We start from the raw sequence: 16,199 nt of genomic DNA, 5'->3' as shown, positions 1-16,199 counted from the left end.
GTTCGCGCCGGATCGGAGCGATGCGCGTCGATTCTCGGAATATCGGGATGATTTCAGATGGGCGGCATAACTATGCACGAAATGCATAGTTGCATGTTTATTCGGCATTGGATTGTTCTTGGGGGTTCTCGGTAAAGTGCCAGCCATTCGTGTCGCAAGCACGGTATGTGCGTGCGGCGCAGATTGAAGCCGGAGAATTCCATAATGTCGCAAACGTCACATATCTTGCCGTCTTACCTGCAGGCCGATGCTCTCGGTCCGTGGGGCAACTACCTTCAACAGGTCGACCGCGTCACGCCTTACCTGGGCACGCTGTCGCGCTGGGTCGAAACCCTCAAGCGCCCCAAGCGCATCCTGATCGTCGACTGCCCGATCGAACTCGACAATGGCACCATCGCCCATTTCGAGGGCTATCGTGTCCAGCACAATACGTCGCGCGGCCCCGGTAAGGGCGGTGTGCGTTTTCACCAGGACGTCACGCTGTCCGAAGTCATGGCGCTGTCGGCCTGGATGTCGGTCAAGAACGCCGCGGTGAACGTGCCTTACGGCGGTGCCAAGGGCGGTATTCGTGTCGACCCGCGCAAGCTCTCGCGCGGCGAACTCGAGCGTCTGACGCGTCGTTACACCAGCGAAATCAACATCATCATCGGGCCGACGAAGGATATTCCTGCGCCGGACGTCAACACCAATGAGCAGATCATGGCGTGGATGATGGACACCTACTCGATGAACGAGGGGTCCACCGCCACCGGCGTCGTGACCGGCAAGCCGATTTCGCTGGGCGGCTCGCTGGGCCGTCGCGAAGCCACTGGCCGCGGCGTGTTCGTGGTGAGTTGCGAAGCGGCCCGCCGTCTGGGATTGGACGTGCGCGGCGCGCGCGTGATCGTGCAGGGCTTCGGCAACGTGGGGGGCATTGCCGCCCGTCTGTTCCACGAGGCGGGTGCTCATGTCATCGGCGTGCAAGATCACACCGGTACTATCTACAAGTCCGACGGCCTCGACGTGCCGAACCTGCTCAAGCACGTGGCCGAAACTGGCGGCGTGGGCGGCTTTCCGGCGGCTGAGACCATCAAGGACGACGAATTCTGGTCGCTGGACTGCGAGTTCATGATTCCGGCGGCACTCGAAAACCAGATCACCGAGAAAAACGCCGACAAGATCCGCGCGAAGATCGTGGTCGAAGGGGCCAATGGCCCGACGACGACGGCGGCCGACGACATTTTGCGCAGCAAGAACATTCTGGTCGTGCCGGACGTGGTGGCCAACGCCGGTGGTGTGACGGTCTCGTACTTCGAGTGGGTGCAGGATTTCTCGAGCTTCTTCTGGACCGAGGAAGAGATCAATCACCGCCTGGAGCGCATCATGCGCGAAGCGTTCGACGGCGTGTGGCATGTGGCGCAGGAGCATAAGGTTTCGCTGCGTACTGCCGCATTCATCGTGGCGTGTACCCGGATTCTGCAGGCCCGTGAGATGCGCGGTCTGTACCCCTGATCAGGCGGTGCTGTCCGGCTAAGTAGTAATACGCAATAATGCGTAAAACAGAATGTTCGGGGCGATTTGCGTTATGAAAGACGTACGTTCCGAACATTCGATAATAAAAAAATGGGCAAATGCGGTGCTAAAATGCATTTGTTTTTTGCCAAGGAGACTAAAGAATGACCCTCTCGAAAATTGCATTGGCGATGTGCTGTGTTGGCTTGATGGCAGGTGCTGCCCAGGCGCAGGAAACCGGTACGCTCAAGAAGATCAAGGACACCGGCGTTATCTCGCTGGGTAACCGCGAATCGTCGATTCCGTTCTCGTTCTATGACAATAACCACAATGTCGTTGGCTATGCCAATGATGTGGCGATGGCCGTCGTGGCCGAAGTCAAGAAGGAACTGAAGCTGCCGAACCTGAAGGTCACGCAGACGCCGATCACGTCGCAGAACCGCATTCCGCTGGTTCAGAACGGCACGATCGACATGGAGTGCGGTTCGACCACGAACAACGCCGAGCGTCAGAAGCAGGCCGCGTTCTCGAACACGTTCTTCATCATCGGCACGCGTTTGCTGGCGAAGAACAGCTCGGGCATCAAGGACTTCGCCGACCTCAAGGGCAAGAACGTCGTGACCACGGCGGGCACGACTTCGGAGCGTCTGCTGCGCGAGATGAACCAGAAGGACAACATGGGCATGAACATCATCAGCGCCAAGGACCACGGGGAAGCCGCTATCACGCTGCACTCGGGCCGTGCCGTCGCGTTCATGATGGATGACGCCCTGCTCGCCGGCGAGCGCGCCAAGTTCAAGGATGCCAAGGACTACAGCATCGTCGGCAAGCCGCAATCGTACGAAGCCTACGGCTGCATGATGCGCAAGGACGATCCGGCCTTCAAGAAGCTGGTGGACAAGGCCGTTGCCGATTACCAGAAGTCGGGCCAGGCGCAGAAGGACTTCACCAAGTGGTTCCAGCAGCCGATCGCTGCGCTGGGCGGCGTGAATATGGACTTCCCCCCGTCGGCCGAAATGGCCGCGCTGTGGAAGTCGCCGAACGACCACGCTGACGTTCAAGGCGCCAAGTAAGCCTCGCAGGCTTCACGAATCGCCGAGCACCATCAGTGCGTAATGCCGAAGCGGAAGGAGCCAATCCTTCCGCTTCTTTTTAAGCAAGACAAGTAGAAAAGGGGAGATCATGGCTCTCGGTCTCGATTTCAGTTTTTTCTTCCAGCCTGTGGCAACGGGCGAGGGGACGACCTATTTCGGGTGGTTGCTCTCGGGCTTCAAGCTCACGCTTGAAGTTGGCCTCGGCGGCTGGATCATTGCGCTAATCGTGGGCTCCGTGCTCGGCGTGATGCGCACCATCCCCAACAAATGGATATCCGGCTTCGCGACGGCCTACGTCGAGCTGTTCCGGAACATCCCGTTGCTTATTCAGTTGTTTTTCTGGTACTACGTGGCGCCCGACTTCCTGCCGGAATCGGTGCGTACGTGGTTGTTCGCGCTCAATCCGGCGAACGTCTCGCTGCTCACCGGCGTGATCGGCCTGGGGCTCTTTACGGCGGCCCGGGTGTGTGAGCAGGTGCGCTCCGGTATCAATTCCCTGCCCAAGGGCCAAAAGAGCGCCGGCCTGGCCATGGGGCTCACGCTGCCGCAGACGTACCGCTTCGTACTGCTGCCCGTGGCTTTCCGTGTGGTGATCCCGCCGGTGACCTCGGAATTCGTCAATATTTTCAAGAACTCGGCCGTGATTTCGACGGTGAACCTGCTCGAACTGACCGGGCAGGGCAAGCAGCTCATCGATTACACGGCGCATAGCTATGAGTCGTTCATTGCTGTGACGATCGCGTACATGATCATCAACGTCGCGGTGCTGGTGCTCATGCGCTTCATCGAAGCCAAGACCCGCCTGCCGGGCTACATCGGGGGCAAATAATGGGTGAGATCTTCGCATGGGGTGGCGCCATCGACGCGATGCCGCTGCTCGTCAAGGGCATGATCACCACACTGCAGATCACGGTGCTTGCCGTGGTCGTGGGCATCATCTGGGGCACGATGCTCGCGATGATGCGTCTGTCGGGCGTGACCGTGCTGAAATGGTTTGCGGATCTGTACGTGAACCTGTTCCGTTCGATTCCGCTGCTGATGGTGCTGCTGTGGTTCTTCCTGATCGTGCCGCAGGTGCTGCGCTCGGTGCTCGATGTGCCGCCGACCTGGGACATCCGGATGGTCTCGGCACTCGTCGCCTTCTCGCTGTTCGAAGCGGCGTATTATTCGGAAATCATTCGCGCGGGTATCCAGAGCGTATCGCGCGGCCAAATGTCCGCGGCCTATGCGCTGGGCATGTCGTACTGGCAGGCGATGGCGCTCGTGGTGCTGCCGCAGGCATTCCGCAACATGGTGCCGTTGTTGCTGACCCAGGGCATCATTCTGTTCCAGGACACCTCGCTCGTGTACGCGATCGCCTTGGCCGACTTCTTCGGCATGGCGTACCAGGTGGGCCAGCGTGACGGCACGTTGCCCGCAATGATTGTGTTTGCCGGAGCGGTCTACTTTGTGATCTGCTTCACGGTTTCGATGTCGGTTAAACGTCTTCAGAAGAGGTTGGCGAAATGATTACCCTTAAAAACGTCTCCAAGTGGTACGGCCAGTTCCAGGTGCTCACGGACTGCTCCACTGAAGTCAAGAAGGGTGAAGTCGTGGTGGTGTGCGGCCCGTCGGGTTCGGGCAAGTCCACGCTCATCAAGACCGTCAACGGTCTGGAACCGATCCAGCAAGGCGAGATCATCGTCGATGGCACATCGGTCGCCGATCCGAAGACGAACCTGGCCAAGCTGCGCTCGCGCGTTGGCATGGTGTTCCAGCACTTCGAACTGTTCCCGCACCTGTCGATCACCGAAAACCTGACGCTTGCGCAGGTGAAGGTGCTCGGTCGCAGCAAGGACGCCGCCCGAGTCAAGGGGCTGAAGTTGCTCGAGCGCGTCGGCCTGACGGCGCATGCCCACAAGTTCCCGGGCCAGCTCTCGGGCGGTCAGCAGCAGCGCGTGGCCATCGCCCGCGCCCTGTGCATGGACCCGATTGCCATGCTGTTCGACGAGCCGACTTCGGCCCTCGACCCGGAAATGATCAACGAAGTGCTCGACGTGATGGTCGAATTGGCGCAGGAAGGCATGACCATGATGGTGGTCACGCACGAAATGGGCTTCGCCAAGAAGGTCGCGAACCGTGTGATCTTCATGGATCAAGGCATCATCGTCGAAGACGACAAGAAGGACGAGTTCTTCGCGAATCCGAAGTCGGACCGCGCCAAGGACTTCCTGGCCAAGATCCTGCACTGATCGTTGTTGCCGGTGGAATGAAAAAAGCGTGCCTTCGGGCACGCTTTTTTTATGCGCGTCGGCGTCGTCGCGGCCTTACTGGCAGGCAGTGTTCTGCTCGTTGCGCAGACGAACCGCTTCGGGAATCGGCACTACGGTGCGCAGCGACGGTCCCCCCTTTTCGAAGAGAATCAACTCGCCCGGCGCGAAGGTCGTCCAGACTTCGTTGTCGGTGAGCGGCGCCGTGGCGATCACCGCCACGCGATCGGCCGGCGTCGTGAACTTGGAGAAATCGATTTCCCAGTCTGCGTCGATCAGATGCGCCTTCGTGAACGGCCACTGGCGGGCGATGAAGTGCAGCCGTGTCGAACAGTGCGCGATCAACGCCTGACCGTTCGAGAGGACGAAGTTGAATACGCCGTGGCGCGTGATGGTGCGCGTAATGTCCTCGACCGCATGGAACAATTCGTCGAGCGGCGGCTGCGAACCGGGGAAGCGCTTGCGCAGGCCCTGCATGATGTCGCAGAAGGCGCGCTCGCTGTCGGTCGTCCCCACGGGCTGGTAGACGCCCGAGAGAAACGGATCGTAGTCGTGCAGATCGCCGTTGTGCGCGAAGATCCAGTGGCGTCCCCACAGCTCGCGCTGGAACGGGTGGCAGTTCTCCAGCTCAACGATGCCCTGCGTCGCTTTGCGGATATGCGCGATGACGTTCTTGGACTTGATCGGGTATTTCTTCACCAGCTCGGCGATGGGCGAGTTCGCGGCGGCCTGGTGATCGATGAACAGCCGGCAGGCCTTGTCTTCGAAGAACGCAATGCCCCAGCCGTCCGCATGGTGATCCGTGCCGCCCCCACGCGCCGCGAAACCGGTAAATGAGAACGTGATGTCGGTCGGTTCCGCGCAATTCATTGCGAGCAGTTGGCACATGGGGCGGGTCAATCGAAGATGGGTTGCGCTCGTCGTGTCGGAGCGCCGCAACCAGTACAATATGGGGTTGCACAAGCATAGCACTGGCCCCTGTGTACGTACATTCCCGCCCAATCGGTCCGTCGCGCCGACGCGTCACCGCGCCGCAACGGTCTCATGGGCTAGCCGTCTCCCCCAGCTCCCGGAAAACGCCCATGATCAACGAACTGACTATCACCCGCCCCGATGACTGGCACCTGCACGTGCGCGATGGCGACGTGCTCAAGAGCGTGCTGCCCGACAGCGCCCGCCAGTTCGGGCGCGCGATCATCATGCCGAACCTCAAGCCGCCGGTCACCACGACCGAACTCGCCGCGGCGTATCGCGAGCGTATTCTCGCGGCACGCCCGGCCGGCAATGCGTTCGAGCCGCTCATGACCCTGTATCTGACCGACAACACGGCTGCCGACGAAATCCGTCGCGCGAAGGCGTCGGGCTTCGTGCACGGGGTGAAGCTCTACCCCGCCGGTGCCACGACGAACTCCGACGCCGGGGTGACCGATCTGGCCAAGTGCCGCGGCGCGCTCGAAGCGATGCAGGACGTTGGCATGCCGCTGCTCGTGCATGGTGAGGTGACGAGCGGCGACATCGACATCTTCGATCGCGAAAAGGTCTTTATCGACCGCGTGATGTCGCCGCTGCGCCGAGATTTCCCAGGGCTCAAGGTGGTGTTCGAGCACATCACGACCCAGGACGCCGCCGAGTACGTGGCGCAGGCCGACGGTCCCATTGCCGCCACGATCACCGCGCATCACCTGCTGTACAACCGCAATGCGATTTTCACGGGCGGTATTCGTCCGCATTACTACTGCCTGCCGGTGCTAAAGCGCGAAACGCATCGCGAGGCGCTCGTGAAAGCGGCCACTTCGGGCAGCCCGCGCTTCTTCCTCGGCACCGACAGCGCCCCGCACGCGCGCGACGTGAAGGAGGCCGCCTGCGGCTGCGCTGGTTGCTATACGGCGCTGCACGCGGTGGAGCTGTATGCCGAAGCCTTCGACAAGGCGGGGGCGCTCGACAAGTTCGAAGGGTTCGCCAGCTTCCATGGCCCGGATTTCTACGAACTGCCGCGCAATACTGACAAGATCACCCTGGTGCGCGAAAACTGGGAACTGCCGGCAGAGCTGCCGATGGGCGACGCGACTGTCGTGCCGCTGCGTGGCGGTGAAGTCATCGGTTGGAAGCTCAAGGGGTGAGTCCAGAGGACGCGTCGGCGCCTTTGGCGTCCACGCGGACAGGCTTGCCGGCAATCGACTGGCACGCCCCTTGGTTCGATGCGCTCGCCGAGCGGGGGCGGGACGCCTTGTTGGCCGCTGACTGGCGCGAGGCGCTTTCGGCGCAAGCGGCGGCGGCCGGGCAGGTGAGTGGGCGGGGGCGGGCGTTGCGATTCGTCGCCCCGCAGGCGCTTCCCGCCGACACCGCCTACGAGGCCTTCATCGCGGACACAGGCGGGGTGCCGACGCGCCCTAATCTGCATGACTTCTTCAATGCGCTGATCTGGCTGGCCTATCCGCGCGGCAAGGCGGCGCTCAACGCCCGTCAGGCCGCCGCCATCGCCGTCGACGGTGTGCAAGGCACGCGCGGTGCCACGCGCGATGCCGCCACGCTCTTCGACGAGAACGCCGTCCTCTTCGCGTGTAGCGACCCGGCCCTCGGCAAGGCGCTACGGATGTTCGACTGGCGCACGCTCTTCGTTGCTCGGCGTGCCGATTGGGGCCGCGCCTGCGAGGTGCAGCCTTTCGGACATGCGTTGCTGGAGAAGCTCGTTGCCCCGTACCCGGCAGTGACCTCGCACGCGTGGATCGTGGAAGTGCCACAAGCCTACTTTGACTGGACACCCCTTGCGCGCCGCGCCTGGCTTGACGCCCGGATCGCGCCGGGGCTCGCCAGTGGGCCGCTCACGACACGCGACTTCGCGCCGTTGCCGGTGCTGGGCATCCCCGGTTGGTGGCCGGCCAACCACGACCCCGCCTATTATCGGGACACCTCGGTCTTCCGGCCTGGCCGGCGTCGGACGAGCTGAGTGTCCCGGTGGCGCGTGGGCCGGGAGGGCGGACGTCGGGCAGAGTTAGGCGCGGAGGTAGGGCGGCGGCACGGCGGGGTGCGTGATACACTTCGCCCCGCAGAGTCGGCCAGACAATCGCCGCCTCCCTTTGGGAGGGGGAGGAAAGTCCGGACTCCACAGGGCAGGGTGATGGCTAACGGCCATCCGTCGTGAGACGCGGAACAGGGCAACAGAGAACAGACCGCCGATGGCCCCTGGCGCAAGCCAGGCGGATCAGGTAAGGGTGAAACGGTGCGGTAAGAGCGCACCGCGGCGTGCGGCAACGCACACGGCACGGTAACCTCCACCCGGAGCAATTCCAAATAGGCAGGTGAACGGCATGCGCCTTGTGCGGATGTCGGCAACGGGGCCCCCGGGAGCCTGCGGGTAGGAAGCTTGAGCGGCGCAGTGATGCGTCGCCTAGAGGAATGATTGTCAGGCGCGGCGCGAGTCGCGTTCACAGAATCCGGCTTATCGGCCGGCTCTGCATCCGAACAGAACACAAAAGGCTCCCGGTGGGAGCCTTTTGTGTTTCTAACGTCATCGCGTCGGCGACAAATGGCCGGACCGCGCGGTTCTCAGCCTTCGACGATCTCGACGCTATGGGTGATCTCCGCCGTCTTCGCGAGCATGATCGATGCCGAGCAGTACTTGTCGTGAGAGAGGGTCACCGCGCGCTCTACCGTGGCGGGGTTCAGGTTGCGGCCCGTGACGGTGAAGTGGAAGTGAATCTTGGTGAAGACCTTCGGATCCTCGCTGGCACGCTCGGCCTTGAGCGTGACGCTGCAATCCTTCACTTCGGCCCGGCTCTTCTTGAGAATCAGCACCACGTCATACGCGGTACATCCGCCCGTGCCGACCAGCAGCATTTCCATCGGACGCGGTGCCTGATTGTGACCGCCACCCTCCGGTGCACCGTCCATCGCGACAATGTGCCCGCTTCCCGTCTGCGCGACGAAAGCCATGCCGTCCTGGCCCATCCAACTGACCTTGCATTCCATATTCCGAAACCCCGATATCCCGTTCAAGCGAAAATTGTAACGGCTTCCGCAGAGGTGCGTACGACGCTCGGCGCGACCTTGGGATGCCGACCTTGGCAGCACGGGTTGCTGCGTCGCAATATTGGCGTTTTTTTGATCGAGATTTCAGGAGGATAAACCCTATATTTAGGGGGGGACTCTACTGCTCAGGTTATCGCGCGGAGGATTTGTCTCTCAACTATTTGATTTCAATGAAAATAATTGTCACGCCCTCGTTTTTCGAGCATTCCGCATTATGGTGATTGATTTCGTACTATAGATTTTCTTGCGTCGCACCATCGGGTTTGCTAGACTTCATTCATTGGTTGTTGTGCTTCACAGCAATTCTGCCAGTGTCTCCTCCACCCTCCTCCTTTGGTGGATTTAACCCGGACCCATGAGGTTCGGGTTTTTTTTGTGCGTCGGGAAACGCGGTTTACCGATGAGTGGTTTTTTCTGTATAATCAACGGCTTTTCCGGAAATGCCCACGGAAGATACATCAGGGAGAGCCTGCAAGCACAGGACTTCGCCATGCGACGCAAATCGCGCGGACGCGGCCGGCAGACAAGCAGGAAGTTGATGTTAATGGGGCAAATGTATTTTATTTGGATCGATCATGAAGACGTTTTCCGCTAAGCCGGCAGAGGTGACGCGCGAATGGTTTGTGATTGACGCGACGGACAAAGTCCTCGGCCGTGTCGCCAGCGAAGTGGCACGCCGTCTGCGCGGCAAACACAAACCGGAATTCACGCCGCACGTTGACACGGGTGATTACATCATCATCGTCAATGCTGCCAAGCTGAAAGTTACGGGCGCAAAGCAAACCGACAAGAAGTACTATCGTCATACGGGTTACCCGGGCGGTATCTACGAAACCACGTTTGGCAAAATGCAAGAGCGCTTCCCGGGCCGTGCGCTCGAGAAGGCCGTGAAGGGCATGCTGCCGAAGGGTCCGCTGGGCTACGCGATGATCAAGAAGCTGAAGGTTTACGCCGACGGTAACCATCCGCACGAAGCGCAGCAACCGAAGTCGCTCGAGATCTAAGGGCCACGCCATGTTCAAAAATGATTGGAATTACGGCACCGGCCGTCGCAAAAGCGCTGTTGCTCGCGTCTTCATCAAGGCTGGCAAGGGCGACATCGTCGTCAACGGCAAGCCGATCAAAGAGTACTTCGCTCGCGAGACGTCGCTGATGATCGTGCGTCAGCCGCTCGAGTTGACCAACCACGCTGAAACGTTCGACATCAAGGTCAACGTGTCCGGCGGCGGTGAAACGGGTCAGGCCGGTGCGGTTCGTCACGGTATCACCCGCGCACTGATCGACTACGACGCGACGCTCAAGCCGACGCTGTCGACCGCTGGCTTCGTCACGCGCGACGCCCGTGAAGTCGAACGTAAGAAGGTGGGTCTGCACAAGGCCCGCCGTCGCAAGCAATTCTCGAAGCGTTAATCGCCCGAGTGCTTGTTTGCATCTGCCTCTGGCGGATGCAAGGAAAGGCCGCCTCGCGCGGCCTTTTTTCTATTGTGCGTCGCCTTGGGTGTGTGTGGCTCGCGCGGGCTTCATGCGTGTTGCCGTCCCACACGCGTCGTGGAAGCTTGATAGAATCGCGGTTCTGATTGAAAGGGGTAGGACATGGTCAAGGTAGGTATCGTAGGCGGCACCGGCTATACCGGTGTGGAGCTGCTCCGTTTGCTGGCACAGCACCCGGAAGTGACGTTGACGGCGATTACCTCGCGCAAGGAAGCGGGTACGCCGGTCGCCGACATGTATCCGAACCTGCGAGGCCGTGTCGACCTGGCATTCTGCACACCTGACGACGCCCGTCTGACCGATTGCGACGTGGTGTTCTTCGCCACACCGCATGGCGTGGCCATGGCGCAAGCGCGCGAGCTGCTTGCCGCCGGTGTGCGCGTGATCGATCTGGCGGCAGACTTCCGCCTGAAAGATATCGCCACGTTCGAAAAGTGGTACGGCATGCCCCACGCTTGCCCCGACATTCTCGAGGAAGCCGTCTACGGCCTGCCCGAAATCAATCGCGACAAGATCAAGAGCGCCCGCGTGATCGGTCTGCCGGGCTGTTACCCCACGTCCGTGCAATTGGGCTACGCGCCGCTGTTTGCCGGTGGACGCAAGCTGGTCGACCCCAAGCACCTGATCGCCGATGCCAAGTCAGGGGCGAGCGGTGCGGGTCGCAAGGGTGAGACGTCGCTGATTCTTGCGGAGTCGGCCGACAACTTCAAGGCCTACGCCGTGAAGGGCCATCGCCATCACCCGGAAATCAAGCAGGGTCTGGAGGCGATTGCGGGCTACGACGTGGGGCTGACGTTTGTGCCGCACCTGCTGCCGACGATTCGCGGCATCCACTCGACGCTTTACGCGACGATCCTGCCCGAAGCACGCGACACCGACTTCCAGGCATTGTTCGAGACGTATTACGCGGGCGAGCCGTTCGTCGACGTGCTGCCGGCCGGCTCGATGCCCGAAACGCGGTGGGTGCGTGCGTCGAACTATGTGCGCATGGCGGTGCATCGTCCGGGCAATGAAGATACGCTGGTGATCCTCGTCGTCGAGGACAATCTGGTCAAGGGCGCGTCCGGTCAGGGCGTGCAGTGTATGAATCTAATGTTCGGCTTGCCGGAGAATATGGGGCTAACCCATATTCCCGTACTGCCGTAACGGTATTTATGGCCTCTAAGCCCTTGATTTTTCTGCCGTCGGCACAATTTGGGAATAGAGACTAGAATGATACCGAACCGATTTTTGGAGATTTGCGATGAACGCACCGCTTGAGGCCGCCGTCACGGAAATGCCCGCTTTCCTGGTCTTTACCGACAGCGCCGCGGACAAGGTCAAGCAACTGATCGACGAGGAAGGCAACGCCGAGCTGAAACTGCGCGTTTTTGTGCAGGGCGGTGGTTGCTCCGGCTTTCAGTATGGTTTCACCTTCGATGAAGACGTCAACGAAGACGATACCGTGCTCGACAAGAACGGCGTGTCGCTGCTGATTGACTCGATGAGCTATCAATACCTTGTCGGCGCCGAGATTGACTACAAGGAAGACATCAATGGCGCGCAGTTCGTGATCAAGAACCCGAACGCTTCCACGACGTGTGGCTGCGGTTCTTCGTTCTCGGTCTGAACGGCACGAAAGCAGTATCTGGATGCAGTACGAGACAGGGCCCGCAAGGGCCCTTTCTTATTGGGGCGTTGCTCTTGTCACCTTCGTTGCCCTCGTCACCGCTGTCACGCTCAACGCCTCCAGCGCGTTCGTGGCATCGGTGGCGAACCTCTCTCAGTGCGGATAGATCGCGCCGAGAATGCGCGGGCCATTCGCGCCGGTGACTGACGCAAGATTCCCCGGTTGCCTGACCAGGCAACGTTGCGCGAGCCAGGCGAAGGCGCGGGCCTCGACCTGATGTGGCGGTACGCCGAGCGCCTCGGTCGTCGCGACGGTCATGCCCGGCAAACGCGCTGCGATGGCTTGCATGAGCGCATGATTGCGCGTTCCGCCGCCGCAGGCGTAAAAGCCCCGACAGTCGGGCGCGTAACGTAACACGTCGTCGGCGACACACTGCGCGGTCAGCGCGACGAGCGTGGCCTGGACATCCACCGGCGACACGCCTGGAGCGGCCGCCAGTTGGGCATCCAGCCAGTTCGCGTGGAACAGGTCGCGACCGGTGCTCTTCGGCGGCGCCTGACGGAAGTACGGTTCGCTCAGCAAGGTGCCCAGCAAGGCCTCGTCGACGTGTCCGCTGGCGCCCCAGGCGCCTGCGTCGTCGTACGAGGTTCCGAGATGACGGGCGGCCCAGCCATCGAGCAGCGCATTGCCCGGGCCGCAATCAAAGCCGCAGACGGGCTGGCCGGATGCGGCCGCTGGCAAAATCGTCACATTGCTGATGCCGCCGAGATTGCAGACGACGCGCGTTTGCCCGGCCTCCGAAAACACCGCCTGATGGTAGGCGGGCACAAGCGGTGCGCCCTGGCCGCCGGCGGCGACATCCCGGCTGCGAATGTCTGCGACGACATCGATGCCAGTCAATTCCGCAAGCAGTGCGGGCGCGTTGAGTTGGCGCGTATAACCGATTCCATCGAACTCGCCCGGACGGTGGCGGATCGTCTGCCCATGGGCGCCGATGGCAGCGATAGCGGACGCCGGCAATCCGGCGGCCGTGAGCAGCTCGCGCACGCAGTCCGCATAGACTCGCACCAATGCGTTCGCCGCCAGCGCTTCCCGGTGCAGCTCGTTTTCCGAGGGCGCTTGCAACACCATCAACGTTTCACGCAGATCGCCCGGAAAAGGGAGATAGGCTTCTGCGAGCACCTGCCCAGTGGCTGACGCGACGAGCACGCCGTCGACGCCGTCGAGGCTGGTGCCTGACATCAGGCCGATGAAATGGGAGGGAGATGCTGGGGCGTCGAGGTGGCGAGCGATGTCGGTCATGGGCAGAGCGGGGCCGGAGAAATCGAATCCGCACCGGGAGGGGGCACAGGTGAGTCACCTATCTCCCCGCACAGTGCGGTCTCCAGCATACCTCAATCGCGCTCGGCGACCTGCACGGTGCGCATCAGATCGATGCGCTTGAGAAGGTTCTCGGCGTACATGTCGAATAGCTTCAGACGCGGACCCGAGAGCGGCGCGACCGCCGCCACGTCCGTTGAGAACGGGTTGAGCGGCACGCCCTTGAAGCGCAGTTCATAGTGCAGGTGCGGGCCGGTGGCCCAGCCCGTCTGTCCGACGAAGCCGATGACCTGGCCTTGGGTGACACGCGTGCCGGGCTTCATGCCTTGGCCGAAGCCGGACAGGTGGGCGTAACGCGTCTGGTAATTGCCTGAGTGATCGATCTCGACCAGATTGCCGTAACCGTTTTGCTTGCCGACGAACTTGACCACGCCGTCGCCGGCCGCAAACACGCGCGTGCCGATAGGCGCTGCCAGATCCACGCCTTCGTGCTTCTTCCACTTGTGCTGGAACGGATGCTCGCGACCGCCGAAGGCCGACGAAATCCGCGAAAATTCGACCGGCGTGCGCAGGAAAGCCTGTTTCAGGTTACGACCGTCAAAGCCGTAGTACGCGCCCTCGGGCGAGCCCTTCGGATCGGCGTACCAGATGGCCTGGTGCGTCTTGCCCTGATTGATGAACTCGATCGCCAGCACACGGCCGGTGCGCACGGTACGATCCTGCTGCTTGATCACCTCGTACACGAGGCGGAAGCGGTCGCCGCGGCGCACGTCACGCTGGAAGTTGATCACCCCGGAGAAGATGTTCACCATCTGCGCTACGACAGCATCGGGCACGCCCGCATCGTCCATCGCCGTGAAGAAATTGCCCGCGATGGCACCGGAGCGCATGGCCCATTCGGTATCGTTGGCAAGCTGCTCCATACGGGCGCGCAGGCGACCGCCGTCGTTGCGATCGATCACCAGTTGCTGGGCCGCCGTGCTGCCATTCGACAACACGGTGGAGAGCGAGACGAGCTTGCCGTCGTCATCGGTCTCGGCCTGCACGACGTTCCCTGGGGGCACGCCGATCAGGCGACGGGCGACGGCGTTCTCACGAATGAACCGCTCGGCCGCGGGGTCCTGGATCGACAGCCGCGAGAGCATGTCGCCAAGGGTTTCGCCGCGGCGCAGGGCCACTTGATGAATAAAGGTCTGGGATTGCGCGTCGAGCTGCTGAATCTGTTTGGCCAGGTCGGGGAAGGTGAGCGGCAATGTCACGCTCGCACCGTTGCGGGCCGCGTCGGGCACCATCGGTGCCACGCCGAAAGCGGTCACCATTCCCAACGTCAGGGCAGAACCGACCGTTGCCACGATTTGCACCTTCCTGCGACGGTGCTTGGGCTGCGTGGGATCGATCAGCGTCAGCAGTTCACGCGCAAAAAAATCACGGAGTTTTGGCCACATCACGTAAAATTCTGCGCAACTTACAAAAAAAGCCCGGGCGGAGCGGCACGCTTCGAGATTGCCTATCGGAATTCCGGGGCAACCCGGCGTCGCTTCGGCCCGAGCCGAGAATTGAGCCGCGATTATAGCAGAGCTACCGCGGCCTTCGCCTTTACTGACTGGTCAAGGGAAACCCTGAACCAGTCTGGACAATGATGTTATGACAAGTGAACACGCACTCACCTCGGAAAAGAAGTATCCCGTGACCGACGCCGCGCGGGCCGCACTGGCGATCGCCAAGCGCGGTTGCGACGAGCTGCTCGTGGAAGAGGAGTTCCTCCAGAAGCTGGCGCGCAGCGAAGCGACCGGCAAGCCGCTGCGCATCAAGCTGGGACTGGACCCGACGGCGCCCGACATCCACATCGGCCACACCGTGGTGCTCAACAAGATGCGCCAGTTGCAGGATCTGGGCCATACGGTCATCTTCCTGATCGGCGATTTCACGTCGCTGATCGGTGATCCGTCGGGGCGTAACAGCACGCGTCCGCCACTCACGCGCGAGCAGATCGAGTCGAACGCCAAGACCTATTTCGAGCAGGCCGCGCTGGTGCTCGACCGCAACAAGACCGAAATTCGCTACAACAGCGAATGGTCGATGAAGCTGGGCGCGGACGGCATGATCAAGCTCGCGTCGCGCTACACCATGGCGCGCATGCTCGAGCGCGAAGACTTCACCAAGCGTTTCCAGGGCGGCGTGCCGATCGCCATCCACGAATTCCTCTATCCGCTCATGCAAGGCTACGACTCGGTGGCCCTGGAGTCGGATCTGGAACTCGGCGGTACCGACCAGAAGTTCAACCTGCTCGTGGGCCGCGAGTTGCAGAAGCAATACGGCCAAGAGCCGCAGTGCATTCTGACGATGCCGCTGCTCGAAGGGCTGGACGGCGTCGAGAAGATGTCGAAGTCCAAGGCCAATTACGTAGGCATCAGCGAGAAGCCGAGCGAGATGTTCGGCAAGCTCATGAGTATCTCGGACGATCTGATGTGGCGGTACTACGAGCTGCTCTCGTTCCGGACGCTCGCCGAGATCGCCCAATTGCACAAGGACGTCGAAGGCGGGCGCAATCCGCGCGACGTGAAGGTGCTGCTTGCGCAGGAGATTGTGGCGCGCTTCCACTCGCAAGCCGACGCCGAGCGTGCGCTCGAGGACTTCAACGCGCGCGCCAAGGGCGGCGTGCCAGATGACATTCCGGAAGTTTCTCTTGAAGGCGCGCCGCTGGGGATCGCTCAGCTCCTCAAGCAGGCCGGCTTGGTGCCGTCGACGTCGGAAGCCAACCGCAACATCGAACAGGGCGGTGTGCGCATCGATGGCGAGGCCGTGTCCGACAAGGGTGCGAAGGTCGAGGCCGGCACCTACGTCGTGCAGGTCGGCAAGCGCCGCTTCGCGCGCGTGACGCTCGCTTGAGCGTCGCCGCCGGATCGCCGCTCGTGT

Annotated in this window: 16 protein-coding genes and 1 other RNA gene; 13 read left to right on the top strand and 4 right to left on the bottom strand. The window is 61.7% G+C overall.

Translation table 11 applies throughout. From position 1 onward, the window contains the following. Positions 1–204: 204 nt before the first annotated feature. The 5 genes from PSO31014_RS10500 to PSO31014_RS10480 all read left to right on the top strand — a co-directional run bounded on the left by PSO31014_RS10500 (position 205) and on the right by PSO31014_RS10480 (position 4,816). Complete coding sequence (locus PSO31014_RS10500) at positions 205–1,491, top strand: Glu/Leu/Phe/Val family dehydrogenase (RefSeq protein WP_150551574.1); 1,287 nt, start codon at positions 205–207, stop codon at positions 1,489–1,491. A gap of 164 nt (positions 1,492–1,655) precedes the next feature. Then, on the top strand, positions 1,656–2,564 hold the full coding sequence (locus tag PSO31014_RS10495) for a glutamate/aspartate ABC transporter substrate-binding protein (RefSeq protein ID WP_150551573.1): 909 nt from the start codon (positions 1,656–1,658) through the stop codon (positions 2,562–2,564). A 109-nt stretch (positions 2,565–2,673) separates the two neighbouring features. Then, positions 2,674–3,414, top strand: coding sequence for an amino acid ABC transporter permease (locus PSO31014_RS10490; protein WP_150551572.1), 741 nt, complete (start codon positions 2,674–2,676; stop codon positions 3,412–3,414). Then, positions 3,414–4,094: a glutamate/aspartate ABC transporter permease GltK gene (gene gltK, locus PSO31014_RS10485; RefSeq protein ID WP_150551571.1), complete on the top strand. Its 681-nt coding sequence runs from the start codon at positions 3,414–3,416 to the stop codon at positions 4,092–4,094. Before PSO31014_RS10490 ends, gltK begins: the two co-directional genes overlap by 1 nt. Beyond that, positions 4,091–4,816, top strand: coding sequence for an amino acid ABC transporter ATP-binding protein (locus PSO31014_RS10480; protein ID WP_017235642.1), 726 nt, complete (start codon positions 4,091–4,093; stop codon positions 4,814–4,816). Before gltK ends, PSO31014_RS10480 begins: the two co-directional genes overlap by 4 nt. Before the next feature lie 75 nt (positions 4,817–4,891). Here PSO31014_RS10480 and PSO31014_RS10475 read toward each other — a convergent pair whose 3' ends face one another. Beyond that, a complete protein-coding gene (locus PSO31014_RS10475) occupies positions 4,892–5,722 on the bottom strand; it encodes a class II glutamine amidotransferase (protein ID WP_017235643.1) in 831 nt (276 codons plus the stop codon). Positions 5,723–5,916: 194 nt separating this feature from the next. On the opposite strand from PSO31014_RS10475, the gene pyrC reads away from it, so the two are divergent. From pyrC to rnpB, 3 genes are all read left to right on the top strand, one after another. After that, positions 5,917–6,954, top strand: a complete 1,038-nt coding sequence (gene pyrC, locus PSO31014_RS10470; protein WP_150551570.1) for a dihydroorotase — start codon at positions 5,917–5,919, stop codon at positions 6,952–6,954. 44 nt (positions 6,955–6,998) lie between these two features. Beyond that, positions 6,999–7,781, top strand: a complete 783-nt coding sequence (locus PSO31014_RS10465; protein ID WP_150551569.1) for a DUF3025 domain-containing protein — start codon at positions 6,999–7,001, stop codon at positions 7,779–7,781. 101 nt (positions 7,782–7,882) lie between these two features. Further along, an RNA gene (gene rnpB / locus PSO31014_RS10460) (RNase P RNA component class A) lies at positions 7,883–8,292 on the top strand. Positions 8,293–8,380: 88 nt separating this feature from the next. Here the strand turns inward: rnpB and PSO31014_RS10455 are convergent. Next, entirely contained in the window at positions 8,381–8,803 is a 423-nt protein-coding gene (locus PSO31014_RS10455; protein ID WP_150551568.1) for an OsmC family protein, read from the bottom strand. Between the two features lie 635 nt (positions 8,804–9,438). Between PSO31014_RS10455 and rplM the strand changes: the two genes are divergently transcribed. From rplM to erpA, 4 genes are all read left to right on the top strand, one after another. Next, on the top strand, positions 9,439–9,867 hold the full coding sequence (gene rplM, locus PSO31014_RS10450) for a 50S ribosomal protein L13 (protein ID WP_010805091.1): 429 nt from the start codon (positions 9,439–9,441) through the stop codon (positions 9,865–9,867). A 10-nt stretch (positions 9,868–9,877) separates the two neighbouring features. After that, positions 9,878–10,273: a 30S ribosomal protein S9 gene (gene rpsI / locus PSO31014_RS10445; protein ID WP_010805092.1), complete on the top strand. Its 396-nt coding sequence runs from the start codon at positions 9,878–9,880 to the stop codon at positions 10,271–10,273. A gap of 183 nt (positions 10,274–10,456) precedes the next feature. Continuing rightward, positions 10,457–11,500: an N-acetyl-gamma-glutamyl-phosphate reductase gene (argC, locus tag PSO31014_RS10440; RefSeq protein WP_150551567.1), complete on the top strand. Its 1,044-nt coding sequence runs from the start codon at positions 10,457–10,459 to the stop codon at positions 11,498–11,500. A 97-nt stretch (positions 11,501–11,597) separates the two neighbouring features. Beyond that, positions 11,598–11,963 (top strand): iron-sulfur cluster insertion protein ErpA, encoded by a 366-nt coding sequence (gene erpA, locus PSO31014_RS10435; protein WP_017235649.1) that lies wholly within the window; start codon positions 11,598–11,600, stop codon positions 11,961–11,963. Positions 11,964–12,116: 153 nt separating this feature from the next. Here the strand turns inward: erpA and PSO31014_RS10430 are convergent, their stop codons facing one another. Together PSO31014_RS10430 and PSO31014_RS10425 are read right to left on the bottom strand one after the other, a co-directional pair. Then, positions 12,117–13,265 (bottom strand): anhydro-N-acetylmuramic acid kinase, encoded by a 1,149-nt coding sequence (locus PSO31014_RS10430; protein WP_150551566.1) that lies wholly within the window; start codon positions 13,263–13,265, stop codon positions 12,117–12,119. A gap of 92 nt (positions 13,266–13,357) precedes the next feature. Further along, complete coding sequence (locus tag PSO31014_RS10425) at positions 13,358–14,728, bottom strand: M23 family metallopeptidase (protein WP_150551565.1); 1,371 nt, start codon at positions 14,726–14,728, stop codon at positions 13,358–13,360. Positions 14,729–14,927: 199 nt separating this feature from the next. Between PSO31014_RS10425 and tyrS the strand changes: the two genes are divergently transcribed. Next, positions 14,928–16,172 carry a tyrosine--tRNA ligase gene (tyrS, locus tag PSO31014_RS10420; RefSeq protein WP_150551564.1) on the top strand — a complete coding sequence of 415 codons (1,245 nt, stop codon included), beginning with the start codon at positions 14,928–14,930 and terminating at the stop codon, positions 16,170–16,172. The last annotated feature ends 27 nt before the right edge of the window (positions 16,173–16,199 follow it).

The organism is Pandoraea soli (assembly GCF_902459595.1).
In the GTDB taxonomy this organism is placed as follows: Bacteria; Pseudomonadota; Gammaproteobacteria; order Burkholderiales; family Burkholderiaceae; genus Pandoraea; species Pandoraea cepalis.
This window is presented reverse-complemented; position numbering and strand designations above follow the sequence as displayed.

Excerpts from the sequence above, each read along its gene's own strand:
- PSO31014_RS10500 (WP_150551574.1), top strand. The coding sequence starts at position 205 with ATGTCGCAAACGTCACATATCTTGCCGTCTTACCTGCAGGCCGATGCT.
- PSO31014_RS10495 (WP_150551573.1), top strand. The coding sequence starts at position 1,656 with ATGACCCTCTCGAAAATTGCATTGGCGATGTGCTGTGTTGGCTTGATG.
- PSO31014_RS10490 (WP_150551572.1), top strand. The coding sequence starts at position 2,674 with ATGGCTCTCGGTCTCGATTTCAGTTTTTTCTTCCAGCCTGTGGCAACG.
- gltK (WP_150551571.1), top strand. The coding sequence starts at position 3,414 with ATGGGTGAGATCTTCGCATGGGGTGGCGCCATCGACGCGATGCCGCTG.
- PSO31014_RS10480 (WP_017235642.1), top strand. The coding sequence starts at position 4,091 with ATGATTACCCTTAAAAACGTCTCCAAGTGGTACGGCCAGTTCCAGGTG.
- PSO31014_RS10475 (WP_017235643.1), bottom strand. The coding sequence starts at position 5,722 with ATGTGCCAACTGCTCGCAATGAATTGCGCGGAACCGACCGACATCACG.
- pyrC (WP_150551570.1), top strand. The coding sequence starts at position 5,917 with ATGATCAACGAACTGACTATCACCCGCCCCGATGACTGGCACCTGCAC.
- PSO31014_RS10455 (WP_150551568.1), bottom strand. The coding sequence starts at position 8,803 with ATGGAATGCAAGGTCAGTTGGATGGGCCAGGACGGCATGGCTTTCGTC.
- rplM (WP_010805091.1), top strand. The coding sequence starts at position 9,439 with ATGAAGACGTTTTCCGCTAAGCCGGCAGAGGTGACGCGCGAATGGTTT.
- rpsI (WP_010805092.1), top strand. The coding sequence starts at position 9,878 with ATGTTCAAAAATGATTGGAATTACGGCACCGGCCGTCGCAAAAGCGCT.
- argC (WP_150551567.1), top strand. The coding sequence starts at position 10,457 with ATGGTCAAGGTAGGTATCGTAGGCGGCACCGGCTATACCGGTGTGGAG.
- erpA (WP_017235649.1), top strand. The coding sequence starts at position 11,598 with ATGAACGCACCGCTTGAGGCCGCCGTCACGGAAATGCCCGCTTTCCTG.
- PSO31014_RS10430 (WP_150551566.1), bottom strand. The coding sequence starts at position 13,265 with ATGACCGACATCGCTCGCCACCTCGACGCCCCAGCATCTCCCTCCCAT.
- PSO31014_RS10425 (WP_150551565.1), bottom strand. The coding sequence starts at position 14,728 with ATGTGGCCAAAACTCCGTGATTTTTTTGCGCGTGAACTGCTGACGCTG.
- tyrS (WP_150551564.1), top strand. The coding sequence starts at position 14,928 with ATGACAAGTGAACACGCACTCACCTCGGAAAAGAAGTATCCCGTGACC.